Source organism: Pseudoclavibacter sp. 13-3, from assembly GCF_021168475.1.
Classification (GTDB): Bacteria; Actinomycetota; Actinomycetes; order Actinomycetales; family Microbacteriaceae; genus Pseudoclavibacter_A.
The window spans coordinates 150,026-162,548 of sequence record NZ_JAJOZT010000004.1 but is presented as its reverse complement, the minus strand read 5'-3'; the positions used below and the strand labels follow the sequence as shown (position 1 = coordinate 162,548).

Genomic DNA, 12,523 nt, shown 5'->3' with positions numbered 1-12,523 from the left:
AGCACGACCGAGCAAGGGGCGACACCATGCCTGAGCAGCAGCAGTCAACACCGTCGGCTCCGCGACGCCTCGGACTGCCCCGCCTCTTTCAGCGCCCCGCGACCGGGCTGGACGCTCAGGTCTCGCAGCTGGTGCAGACGGTTCGGCACCACCATCCGAAAGAAGACCTCGCGCTGGTCAGGCGGGCGTATGCGACGGCCTATGCCGCCCACGACGGGCAGCTGCGTCAGAGCGGCGAACCGTACATCACGCACCCGATCGCGGTGGCGCAGATTCTGGCCGATCTGGGCGTGACCGCCCAGGTCGTGGCCGCCGCACTGCTGCATGACACCGTCGAAGACACCGCATACACGCTTGACCAGCTCACCGCAGACTATGGTGCCGAGATCGCCATGCTGGTCGACGGGGTCACGAAGCTCGACAAAGTCAAGTATGGGGCGAACGCCCAGGCTGAGACCGTGCGCAAGATGGTCGTCGCCATGGCCCGTGACGTGCGGGTGATCGTCATCAAGCTGGCCGATCGTCTGCACAACGCGCGCACGTGGGGCTTCGTGCCGCCTGAGAAAGCGGCGCGCAAGGCCAAAGAGACGCTCGAGATCTACGCGCCGCTCGCTCATCGACTCGGTCTGAGCGCGCTGCAGCACGAACTCGAAGACCGTTCGTTCAAGGCGCTGTACCCGAAGGTGTACGACGAGATCGTGCGTCTGGTGAAAGAGCGCACACCGGCACGCGAGTCATACGTCAAGCGTGTGATCTCGATGGTCGACGATGATCTGCGCCGTCAGCGCATTAAGGCAGAGGTCGTCGGACGATCGAAAGACTACTACTCCGTGTACCAGAAAATGGTGGTTCGCGGGCGGGAGTTCGACGAGATCTACGACCTCGTGGGCATCCGCATTCTGGTGAATTCGATCCGTGATTGCTATGCCGCCCTCGGTGCGATCCACGCTCGCTGGAGCCCGATCCCGGGGCGTTTCAAAGACTACATCGCGATTCCGAAGTTCAACCTGTACCAGTCGCTGCACACCTCGGTGATCGGCCCGGACGGACGCCCCGTCGAGATTCAGATTCGCACGTACGAGATGCATCAGCGGGCAGAGTACGGCGTCGCCGCGCACTGGCTCTACAAGGCCAGCGGGGCGAAGCCGATGATGAATCAGGCCGCCGAGCAGGGCATCAACCAGGAGCTGATCTGGCTGCAGCACCTCTCTGACTGGCAGTCCGAGACTAAAGACCCGGGGGAGTTCCTCGACTCGCTGCGATTCGAGATCGGGGCCAAAGAGGTCTACGTCTTCACCCCGCAGGGCAAGGTCGTCGGTCTGCCCGGCGGGGCGACGCCGATCGACTTCGCGTATGCAGTGCACACCGAAGTCGGGCATCGTGCGATGGGCGCCAAGGTGAACGGGCGTCTGGTGCCGCTCGACACCAGACTCGCCAGCGGTGAAGTGGTCGAGATTCTGACTTCGCGGTCTGCCGATGCAGGGCCGAGCAAAGACTGGCTCTCGTTCGTGACCAGCCCGCGAGCCCGAGCGAAGATTCGACAGTGGTTCAGCAAGGAGCGTCGCGACGAGTCGATCGAGGCAGGCAAAGAGGCCCTGCAACGGGCTCTGCGCAAGAATCGGGTGCCGCTGCGCGTCATCGGCGACCAGCAGGCGTTCACGCGCGTGGCATCGGGCCTCGGCTACCCCAACATCGGTGCGCTGTACGCGGCGCTCGGCGAGGGCCACGTCTCGACCCAGTCGGTCATCGAACGCATCGAACTCGACGAGTTCGACGAGACCACCGGCGAACTGCCGATCATGGCGCATCCGCACCCGACGACGCATCAGCGTTCGGGCTCCAGCGACTCCGGGGTCTTGGTCCGTGGGCAGTCCGGTGTCATGGTCAAACTGGCGAAGTGCTGCACGCCGGTGCCCGGTGATGACATCGTGGGCTTCATCACCCGTGGCGCGGGCGTGTCGGTGCACCGTGCGGACTGCCGCAACGTGACCGATCTCAACGAGAAGCAGCACGATCGCATGGTCGAGGTGTCTTGGGCGCCGACGCACAAGAGCGTGTTCCTGGTGAACATCCAGGTCGAGGCCCTGGACCGCTCCGGGCTGCTCTCGGACGTCACCCGTGTGCTCTCGGAGCACCACGTCAACATTCTCTCTGCCTCGGTCAAGACCTCTGACGATCGTCTCGCGCTCTCTCGGTTCGTCTTCGAAATGGGTGACACCGTGCATCTCGATCGCATTCTGAACGCGGTGCGACGCATCGACGCCGTCTATGACGTCTACCGCGTCAACGGGTGAGCGCGAGGGCCTGCTGCAGCAGCCGCCGGGCGCGCGATGATGCTTGAGCCTGATCTCCAGCGGGCAGCATCGACAGCGCGCGTTCGACGTCTGGGCGGTGCTGTGCGGCGAGGGCGGCGAGCAGCACGCAGTCGTCTGGGTGCTCCAGCGTCATGGCAAGGTCTCTCGCCGTGCGAGCCGGATCGGTGACCAGAGCGCGATCGAGTACGCTCACGTGCGATCGCAGCAGGCGCATATGGCGAATCCTGCAGATCACTCCGCGGCCGAGGGCGTCTCTGCGCACGTCCCAGCGGCGGCCGGGCGCCGTCATCGCCTCGTAGAACGGGCGACGACGTGACCCTGTCCATACCCACGCAGCGGTTCGACCAGCCCAGACCAAGTGCTCGGGCAGTGAGGGCAGCGACGTCGCCCGTGCTCTCGGCGTGCTGGCGGCGAACCAGGGGAGGTGCGCGCCGCCGAGATCGTTCAGCAGTCCGTCGAGCGTCAGTCGCCGTCTTTCTTCAGGCGAGAAGAACGCCGTCAGGGCGAAGCTCTCGGACATCTGCTCGGGAGCAGAGGTCGGAGTCTTCGTCATGCGTCGTGCGTCGGCAGCGGAATCGATCATGATCTCAGCCGATCACAGTCGCCGGCAGAGCAGGTGGGAGAATCCGTCGATGTGGACGGAAAAGCCCGGGAGACGCCTCTGTGGAAAGGAGTGTCTCCCGGGCCTGCCGGACGGATGACGGGTCAGGCGATGCCGGTGGCCTTCAGCCAGCTGCGCTGCGTCTCGAGCGCTGCAGAGACCTCGGCCGCCTTCTTGTCGTCTCCGGCTGCCTGAGCGTCGGCGAGCTCGGTCTCGAGATCGGCGATGCTCTGCTGCAGCTGCGCGGCCAGACCCGTGGCGCGATCGCTCTTCTCACTGTTGCGCTTGGACCAGTGCGCGTCTTCGGCCTCTTTGACCGCGGTCTCGACGGCGTGCAGTCGGGCCTCGACCGAACGCATGCTGGCACGAGGCACTCGGCCGATCTCATCCCATTCGTCTTGCAGACGGCGCAGCGCCGAACGAGCGGCCTTCCAGTCAGTGACCGGCAGCAGCGCCTCGGCGCGTGTCAGCACGCCCTCTTTCTTCTGCAGATTCTCTGCGTACTCGGCGTCGGTGACAGCGTCGTGCTCCTGCTTCTTCGCAAAGATGACGTCGCCGGCGGCCTTGAACTGCTCCCAGAGGCGGTCGTCCACCTTGGCCCCGGCACGTCCGGCGGCCTTCCAGCGGTCGAGCAGTGCGCGGTAGTCGTTCACGCGGGGCTCGGCCTGCTCGGCCAACTTCTGCGCCTCTTCGACCAGCTGCTGCTTCGTCTGCTTGGCCGTGCGATGCTGCTCGTCGAGGCCGGCGAAGAACGCGCGTCGTCCGTCTTCGAGCTTGCGACGAGACTGCTTGAACCGCGCCCACAGGGCATCGGCCTGCTGCTTGGGCAGACGGGCCGTGGTGCGCTGGTGCTCCTTCCACTCGCCGAAGATCTGCTCGACCTGGCCGTGCACGTCCTTCCAGCGAATGTTGGCGACCGGTGTGGCGGCCAGCTGCTCGATTTTCTCGACGATGGCCTCGCGCTGCGCTGCCGCTTCGGCGACGGCCTGCGCCGACTGCTCCTGCTGCTTGCTCTCCAACGCGTCGACCTGTGTGCGCAGCGCATCGACTCGCGTGCGCAGCGCATCGAGATCGCCCACGACCGCCGGCTCTTTCAGCGCCTCGTCGAGTGCCGCGACGCTCTTGCGAACGTCTCGTGCCTTCGCGCCGGTGCGCGCCCGCTGCTCGGCCAGGGTGACCTGGCCGACGAGGTCTTGGAACTTGCGGCTGTAGAAGGCCAGCGCCTCCTCGGCGGTGGCTCCGGTGACCTGCCCGACCCAGCGTTCGCCGTCACCTGTGATCAGGTAGACGTTGCCCTCGCCGTCGGCGCGGCCGAACTGCTGCTGGTGTGTCTCGCTCACGACTCTCCTCAAATCCCGCTTCGATGCTGCACCAGTCTAGCCGGTGACAAACGGCTGCCGTGCACGTGACGCGCTGGTGGCGTCCGTCCTGCCAGCGGTGTCGTCGGGTGGCGCTACGCTGTCGGCATGACGTCTCTGCAAGGTGCCCGAGCCAGTCGTCCGTTGGCGGCGCGCATGCGACCGCGAACGCTTGACGAAGTCGTCGGCCAGAACGAGCTGCGTCGCCCGGGCACGCCGTTGTGGCGGCTGTGCCACCCGACCGAAGGTGAGCGCACCCCGGCATCGGTCATCCTCTTCGGCCCACCGGGAACCGGCAAGACGACGCTGGCTCATGTGATCGCCACCGAAGGGCAGCGCCGATTCATCGAACTCTCGGCGATCAGCGCGGGCGTCAAAGACGTCCGACGGGTGATGGAGCAGGCGCAGGCAGACCGTGACCTCTATGGCACCCAGACGGTGCTCTTTCTCGACGAGATCCACCGTTTCACCAAGGCGCAGCAGGACAGCCTGCTGCCCGGGGTCGAAGACGGCGTCGTCACTCTGGTGGCGGCCACCACAGAGAACCCCTCGTTCTCCGTCATCTCGCCGTTGCTCAGCCGGTCGCTGCTGCTGCGTCTGACGTCGCTCTCTGATGACGACCTGCTCGCCCTCATCGATCGCGCCGTCGTCGACGAACGAGGCCTCCACGCGGCGGTCACGATCGATGATGAGGCCCGAACGGCGATCGTCGAGCTCGCCTCGGGCGACGCGCGTCGCGCGCTCACTCTGCTCGAGGCGGCCGCGGGGCAGGCAGACGCAGACAGAGCGGCCGCCGAGACAGACGGCGAGCCGCCTGAAGAGGCTGAGCCTCCGCGCATCACCGCCGCCGTGGTCGCCGTCGTGGCAGACCGGGCGCTGGTGCGCTACGACCAGAACGGCGATCAGCACTACGACGTGGTGAGCGCGTTCATCAAATCGATCCGCGGATCAGACGTCGACGCGGCGGTGCACTATCTCGCCCGCATGATCGAGGGCGGCGAAGACCCCCGGTTCATCGCGCGTCGTCTCATGATCTCGGCCGCCGAAGACATCGGCACCGCAGACCCGCAGGCCTTGAGCATCGCCGTGGCCGCCGCGCAGACAGTCGCGATGGTGGGCATGCCCGAGGGGCGCATCCCCCTGTCTGAGGCCACGGTCTATCTGGCCTCGGCCCCGAAGTCGAACGCGGCGTACCTGGCCGTCGACCGCGCGATCGCAGACATCCGTGCCGGTGACGCCGGCGAGGTGCCGGCTCATCTGCGCGACGCGCACTACAGGGGTGCGCGCGCCCTGGGGCACGGCATCGGCTATCAGTACCCGCACGACGAGCCCAGCGGCGTGAGCGCCCAGCAGTACCTGCCCGACACGCTGCGGGGACGCCGCTACTACGAGCCGACCGGCCATGGATTCGACTCCACGATCGGCCGCCGCCTCGACCAGGTGCGCCGACTGCTCGCCGGTCTGACGATGCAGCGCACGGCGAAGACGCCCGCTGCACCGGTCGCCGAGGAGAGTGGTGACCCGTCAGCCGAGAAGACGGCGGATGCCGACCGCGGGCCCGAGAAGAACTGACGGTGCGGCGGGCGCCGCGAACGGGGAGCGTGGTAGTGTTATTCGGCCTGAACTCTGCACGGCGAGCGGCTGCGCCCGCGGAGTGAATGGTGGCGCTCTGTAGCCGAGCGTTGCCCCGGCTCACTGATTGATTGTATTTAGCGTCATCGAGAGGAAACAATGGCGACGAAGTCGCGTACTCATAGCAAAACCCGTCTGTCCCGCGCCCTGGGCGTGGCACTGACCCCCAAGGCTGCCCGACTGATGGAGAACCGTCCGTTCCCCCCGGGTCAGCACGGCCGCACGAAGCGCCGCACCGACTCCGACTACGCGGTGCGTCTGCGTGAGAAGCAGCGTCTGCGCGCCCAGTATGGCATCCGCGAGGCACAGCTGCGCCGCGTGTTCAGCGAGGCTCGCAAGCAGGAGGGCCTGACCGGTGAGAACCTGGTCGAGCTGCTCGAGCAGCGCCTCGACGCGCTGGTGCTGCGCGCCGGTTTCGCCCGCAGCATCCAGCAGGCTCGTCAGCTGGTCGTGCACCGTCACATCATGGTCGACGGCGAACGCGTCGACCGTCCGTCGTTCCGCGTGAAGCCGGGTCAGCTCATCCACGTGCACGAGAAGAGCGAGAAGCTCGACGTCTTCCAGGTCGCCGCAGAAGGCGCCCACGCAGAGGTTCTGCCGGCCGTGCCGGAGTACCTCGACGTCACGCTCGACAAGCTCGAGGCCACGCTGACGCGTCGCCCGAAGCGCGCCGAGGTGCCCGTCACCTGTGAAGTTCAGCTCGTCGTCGAGTACTACGCTGCGCGCTGATCACTGACCCACCCGACGTTGTCGGTGGGAGAGAGGAGAACGGTCATGACTGGAGGGGACATTGCAGCGCTGATCGCTGCGATCGCCTTCGTCGTTCTGGTCGCGGTGCTGATCGTGCCGCTCTGGAAGCTCGGCCATCTGCTCGATGAGGCACGCGAGAGTGTGCGCGATCTCACCGACAACGTCGCCCCCTTGATCGAAGAGAGCACGGCGACCGTGGCCGAGGCCAATCGCCAGCTGGTCAAGGTCGACGGCATCACGACCAACCTGACGAAGGTTGCCGACAACGTCAGCGGCATCGTCACGACGGTCACCTCGGTCGTCAACTCGCCGCTCGGACGCATCGCGAGCATCGCGGCGTCGTTCGGCAGGAGCCGTCGCACGACGGCGAAGCAGGCCAAGACCACCGCGAAGCGAAAGTAGGCGCATATGGGCAAGGCATTCTGGTTCATCATCGGCGTCGGCACGGGATTCCTCGTGGCTCACAAAGTGTCGAAGACAGAGCGAGGTCGGGCCTTCTTCGACGAAGTGAACGACTTCGCCGACACCGTGGTGCGCAGCTTTCAGGAACGCACGACGGAGGTTCGGGACGCGATCGACGATCTGCAGGACGAACTGCGCGACGCCGCGCAGCACTGATCTGCGACGAACCCACAACTTCTCACGGTGATCGATTCACCGGGCGGGTGCCATGGTGCGGAGACATTCGCACCAGGCACCCGTTTCCCAACGACGAAACGTCTGTGAAGGCATATGTACACTGCGGATATCCGACAGCGCTGGCTCGACTACTTCGCCAGCAAAGATCACACCATCGTTCCCTCGGCATCGCTGATCTCGGATGATCCGTCCCTGCTCTTCACCGTCGCCGGCATGGTGCCGTTCATCCCGTACCTGACGGGCTCCGTGCCCGCTCCGTATCCGAGGGCGGCCGACTGTCAGAAGTGCATCCGCACCAATGACATCGAAGAGGTGGGCAAGACGGCCCGCCACGGCACCTTCTTCCAGATGCTCGGCAACTGGTCGTTCGGCGACTACTTCAAAGAGGGCGCGATCACCTATGCCTGGGATCTGCTGACCTCGTCCGAGACCGACGGCGGCTACGGATTCGACGAGAAAGACCTCTGGGTCACCGTCTACGAAGATGACGACGAGGCGCACGAGCTGTGGCGTCGCATCGCCGGCCTGCCCGAGCAGCGCATCCAACGTCTGGGTCGAGAGGACAACTACTGGTCGACCGGTCAGCCCGGCCCCGCCGGTCCCTGCTCCGAGATCTACTACGATCGCGGCCCCAAGTACGGCCGTGACGGCGGGCCTGCCGTGGACGACTCCAGATTCCTCGAGATCTGGAACCTGGTGTTCATGCAGTACGAGATCAACAACGTGCGCTCGAAGACCGAGTTCGACATCGTCGGCGAGCTGCCGCACAAGAACATCGACACCGGCATGGGGCTCGAGCGCGTCGCCTTCGTCAAACAGGGCGTCGAGAACATGTACGAGATCGACCAGGTTCGACCGGTGCTCGACCGAGCATCGGAGCTGGCCGGCATTCGCTACGGCGGCACCGAGAGCCACGACGACGACGTGCGACTGCGCATCGTCGCCGATCACGTGCGCAGCGCGATGATGCTGATCAGCGACGGCGTCAGCCCGTCGAACGACGGCCGCGGCTACGTGCTGCGTCGTCTGATTCGTCGTGCCGTGCGCGCGATGCGCCTGATGGGTGTCGACCGGCCGGTCATGCCCGACCTGCTGCCGGTGTCGAAAGACGCCATGAAGGCCTCGTACCCCGAGCTCGAGACCGGGTTCGAGCGCATCTCGAACATCACCTACAACGAAGAGGACTCCTTCCTTCGCACGCTGGGCGCCGGCACCACGATCCTCGACCTTGCGATCGAGAACACCAAAGAGGCGAAGAGCACGTCGCTCTCGGGCGACACCGCCTTCGCCCTGCACGACACCTACGGATTCCCGATCGACCTCACCGTCGAGATCGCCCAGGAGGCGGGCCTCGACGTCGACCGCGACGAGTTCGCCAAGCTCATGACCGAACAGCGCGAACGCGCCAAAGCCGATGCCAAGTCGAAGAAGACCGGCAACGTCGATCTCGCGGTCTACCGTGACCTGCGCGCGCTGGGTGCCACGAAGTTTCTGGGATACGACGCGTTGTCGGCCGAGGCGCGTGTGCTGGGGCTGATCCGCGACGGCCAGCCGGTTGCGGCGGCCACCGAGGGCGAGTCGGTCGACGTGATCCTCGACGAGACGCCGATCTACGCCGAAGGCGGCGGCCAGACCGCAGACCACGGCACACTCGTCGGAGCAAACTTCACGGGTCGCATCGTCGATGCGCAGGCGCCGGTGAAAGGCCTGACCGTGCACTCGGTGCAGGTCTCGAAGGGCACCTTGGCGGTCGACGACCGCGTGCAGGTGCACGCCGACGCCCTGCATCGTCTCGAGGCCAGCCAGGCGCACTCGGCCACGCACCTCGTGCACGCCGCACTGCGTCAGACTCTGGGCCGCACCGCGGTGCAGTCCGGCTCGCTCAACCGCCCCGGCTACATGCGCCTCGACTTCGCCTGGAACAACCGGCTGAGCCCCGAGACGGTGACCGAGATCAACGAGATCTGCAACCAGGCCGTGCGCAACGACCTGCCGGTGAGCGCCACGATCATGGATCTCGAGTCTGCCAAGGCCACTGGCGCGATGGCTCTCTTCGGCGAGAAGTACGGTCGAGAGGTGCGTGTCGTCGAGATCGGCGGCCCGTGGTCGCGAGAGCTCTGCGCGGGCACTCACGTCGCGCACAGCTCGCAGATCGGCGTCGTCAACCTGATCAGCGAGACATCAGTGGGCTCGGGCGCTCGTCGCCTCGAGGCGCTGGTCGGCATGGACGCTGTGCAACACGGCATCACGCAGCAGCAGCTGATCGCCTCGCTCGCAGCACAGCTCAAGACGAAGCCCGACCAGCTCGAGCAGCGGATCTCGGCCCTGGTCGAAGAGCTGCATGCGGCTCAGAAGCAGGTCAAAGACCTGACGAGAGCCAAGCTGGGCGCGCAGGTTCCCACCCTGGTGGGGCGTGCTGAAGACCTGTCGGGCGTGCGCTCGGTCGTCGCACGCGTCGAGGTGAGCGATGCGGATGCCCTGCGCGAGCTGGGCATGCAGGTGCGCTCCGCCCTGGGAGCAGACGCAGCCGTCGTGGCCCTGGTCGCGGTCGTCGGCGAACGGCCGACCGTGGTCGTCGCCACGAATCCGGGTGCCCGAGATCTCGGCATCAAGGCCGGCGCTCTGGTGAAAGCCGCGGCGACCCGCCTTGGCGGTGGAGGCGGCGGCAAACCCGATTTCGCACAGGGCGGCGGCACCGACGCCAGCGGCGTCGACGCCGCACTCGAGGCGGTGCGCGTGCAGGTGCGCGACCGGTGACAGCAGCGGGTGAGCGTCGGGGCGTTCTGCTCGGCATCGATGTGGGCCGAGCCCGCATCGGGGTGGCCGCCTGCGATGCCGACCATCTCCTGGCCTACCCGGTCGAGACGGTACAGCGCACCGCCGACGACTCCTGGGTGGCGCGCATCGCGGCGATCGCCGAGGAGTACGGCGCTGTGGCACTGGTCTGCGGCCTGCCGATCAACCTGCGCGGCGGCGACACGCAGTCGACTGCCGATGCACGGGACGTCTGCCGGCAGCTGGTCGAGCGAACCGGCATCGCCGCCCACCTCGTCGACGAACGGCTGACCACCAATGTCGCTGCGCGCCAGCTGCGGCCGAGCGGTCGCAAACGCGGAAAGCAGCGATCGGTCATCGATCAGGCGGCCGCGGTCGCCATTCTGCAGCAGGCGCTGGAGATCGAGCAGCACACCGGGCAGCTGCCGGGGATCCCTGTCGAAAGGAACGAGGCATGAGCAGACACGCAGGCAGACGCCGCACACGGCGCAAACGCACGATCACCTGGATCGTCGTGACGGTGCTGGTCGTCGTCTTCATCTCTGCGCTGCTCTTCGCCGGGCGTTCGCTCATGCGTGAGATGGGCATCGGCGAGGTCATCGACTACCCGGGGCCGGGCACCGACGACGTGACGTTCGTGATCCGCGATGGCGAGTCGGGCACCGACATCGCCGAGAACCTGGTCGACGTCGGCGTCATCAAGACGTACAAGGGCTTTCTGGACGAATACCACAAACGGTCTCCTGAACCCGTGTTCCAGCCGGGCGCGTACAAGCTGCAGAAGGAGTCGCCGTCGTCCGCAGTCATCGACGTGCTGAGCGACCCGTCGAACCGCGTCGACCTCAAGGTCGTCATTCCCGAGGGGTATCGCCAGTCGCAGATTCTGGCCCGCATCTCGGACGTGGTCGATCTGCCGCTCGAGAAGCTGCAGGCCGCCGCGCACGACGTGAACGCCTATGACGTACCGCAGCAGGCGAAGGACCACCAGTCGCTGGAGGGGTTCCTCTTCCCCGCGACCTACACGATCGACCCGGAGGCCGAGCCGAAGGACATCATCAAGCAGATGGTCGACCGCGCCAACACTGCGCTCGACAACGCCGGGGTGCAGGGCGACGCGGCACGCTACGAAGTGATGACGAAGGCCTCGGTCGTGCAGGCCGAGTCGGGCAGCACCGCCGACATGGGCAAGGTCGCTCGAGTCATCGACAACAGGCTCGACCAGAGCATGCCGCTGCAGATGGACTCGACGGTGACCTACGGGTCGGGGCGCACCGACATCGTCGAGCCGGACAAACAGGAGCGCGACGACGCGAGCAACAAGTACAACACCTATGCCAACAAGGGCCTGCCGGTCGGTCCGATCGGCAACCCGGGAGACGACGCCATCCAGGCGTCGATCAACCCGACGCCCGGCGACTGGCTGTACTTCGTGACGGTCAATCTCGACACCGGTGAGACGGTGTTCTCGACGACGCTGCAGGAGCACCAGGCGGCGGTCGACCGCTACAACGCCTGGAAGCAGCAGAAGGGCATTCAGTAGTGACTGTCGATCGCTCTGGTGCGACCGAGCAGCCGCAACGGCGTCTCGCCGTGCTGGGCAGCCCGATCGAGCACTCATTGTCTCCGCTGCTGCACAACGCCGCCTACACTGCGCTCGGGCTGCCCTGGCAGTACGACCGGGCCGAGGTCGGCAGCGGCGAGCTGCTGCCCTTTCTGCACGGTCTCGACCGTGACTGGCTCGGGCTCAGCCTGACCATGCCGCTGAAGCGCGAGGTCGTCGCGCATCTCGACGAGCTGACTCCGCTGGTCGATGACCTGCAGGTGGCCAACACGCTGCGTTTCGCCTCGGTCGAGGGATCGAGCACCCGTGTGCTGCAGGGAGCGAACACCGACGTCTGGGGCATCGAGCAGGCGCTGCGCGGAGCGGGCGTCGAACGACTCGAGACCGCCGAGGTGATCGGGTCGGGAGCGACCGCACTGAGCTCGCTGCGTGCGCTCGCCGATCTCGGCGCCCGTCGCATCCGCCTGCACGCGCGCACGCCCGCGCACGCCGAAGAACTGGTCGAACACGCCGCGGCCTGGGGCGTCACGGTGGATGTCATGGCACTGACTGCAGGAGACCTCGCGCTGCACGCCCCGGCCGTCGTCTCGACGCTGCCTGCGCATGCCGCAGACGCCATCGAACCGCGACTCGGCACGTCGACCGGCGTGCTGTTAGACGTCGCCTACGACCCGTGGCCGTCGGCACTGGCGACCCGCTGGCAGGCCGCAGGCGGCACGGTCGTCTCGGGCATCGACATGCTGCTCTGGCAGGCGGTCGCACAGGTGCGCTTCTTCGTCACCGCAGACGACACGAGCGAGCTGCCCGACGAACCTGCGATCGTGCGCGCGATGCGGGCGGCGCTGCCGCCGAACGTCGTGGCGTCGTGATCGCCGCGACCCTGACGCCGCGG

General features: G+C 66.6%; 11 protein-coding genes. 9 read left to right on the top strand and 2 right to left on the bottom strand.

The features are described 5' to 3' along the window. Positions 1-26 precede the first annotated feature (26 nt). Positions 27-2,294: a RelA/SpoT family protein gene (locus LRX77_RS08260; RefSeq protein WP_231832426.1), complete on the top strand. Its 2,268-nt coding sequence runs from the start codon at positions 27-29 to the stop codon at positions 2,292-2,294. On the opposite strand, the gene LRX77_RS08255 is transcribed toward LRX77_RS08260, so the two are convergent. Then, positions 2,284-2,898 carry a hypothetical protein gene (locus LRX77_RS08255; RefSeq protein ID WP_231832425.1) on the bottom strand — a complete coding sequence of 205 codons (615 nt, stop codon included), beginning with the start codon at positions 2,896-2,898 and terminating at the stop codon, positions 2,284-2,286. The genes LRX77_RS08260 and LRX77_RS08255 overlap by 11 nt on opposite strands. A 122-nt stretch (positions 2,899-3,020) precedes the next feature. Then, positions 3,021-4,256, bottom strand: coding sequence for a DUF349 domain-containing protein (locus LRX77_RS08250; protein ID WP_231832424.1), 1,236 nt, complete (start codon positions 4,254-4,256; stop codon positions 3,021-3,023). 126 nt (positions 4,257-4,382) lie between these two features. Between LRX77_RS08250 and LRX77_RS08245 the strand changes: the two genes are divergently transcribed. The 8 genes from LRX77_RS08245 (at position 4,383) to LRX77_RS08210 (ending at position 12,500) form a co-directional block, all read left to right on the top strand. Then, a complete protein-coding gene (locus LRX77_RS08245) occupies positions 4,383-5,846 on the top strand; it encodes a replication-associated recombination protein A (protein WP_231832423.1) in 1,464 nt (487 codons plus the stop codon). A 159-nt stretch (positions 5,847-6,005) separates the two neighbouring features. Further along, complete coding sequence (gene rpsD / locus LRX77_RS08240) at positions 6,006-6,635, top strand: 30S ribosomal protein S4 (RefSeq protein WP_158031588.1); 630 nt, start codon at positions 6,006-6,008, stop codon at positions 6,633-6,635. 45 nt (positions 6,636-6,680) lie between these two features. Beyond that, a complete protein-coding gene (locus tag LRX77_RS08235) occupies positions 6,681-7,058 on the top strand; it encodes a DUF948 domain-containing protein (protein ID WP_231832422.1) in 378 nt (125 codons plus the stop codon). Between the two features lie 6 nt (positions 7,059-7,064). Further along, on the top strand, positions 7,065-7,274 hold the full coding sequence (locus LRX77_RS08230) for a hypothetical protein (protein WP_231832421.1): 210 nt from the start codon (positions 7,065-7,067) through the stop codon (positions 7,272-7,274). A 114-nt stretch (positions 7,275-7,388) separates the two neighbouring features. Next, positions 7,389-10,052 (top strand): alanine--tRNA ligase, encoded by a 2,664-nt coding sequence (alaS, locus tag LRX77_RS08225; protein WP_231832420.1) that lies wholly within the window; start codon positions 7,389-7,391, stop codon positions 10,050-10,052. Next, entirely contained in the window at positions 10,049-10,528 is a 480-nt protein-coding gene (gene ruvX, locus LRX77_RS08220) for a Holliday junction resolvase RuvX (RefSeq protein ID WP_231832419.1), read from the top strand. The genes alaS and ruvX overlap by 4 nt, the downstream gene beginning before the upstream one ends. Beyond that, positions 10,525-11,610 (top strand): endolytic transglycosylase MltG, encoded by a 1,086-nt coding sequence (gene mltG / locus LRX77_RS08215; protein ID WP_231832418.1) that lies wholly within the window; start codon positions 10,525-10,527, stop codon positions 11,608-11,610. The genes ruvX and mltG overlap by 4 nt, the downstream gene beginning before the upstream one ends. After that, on the top strand, positions 11,610-12,500 hold the full coding sequence (locus LRX77_RS08210; protein WP_231832417.1) for a shikimate dehydrogenase: 891 nt from the start codon (positions 11,610-11,612) through the stop codon (positions 12,498-12,500). The genes mltG and LRX77_RS08210 overlap by 1 nt, the downstream gene beginning before the upstream one ends. The last annotated feature ends 23 nt before the right edge of the window (positions 12,501-12,523 follow it).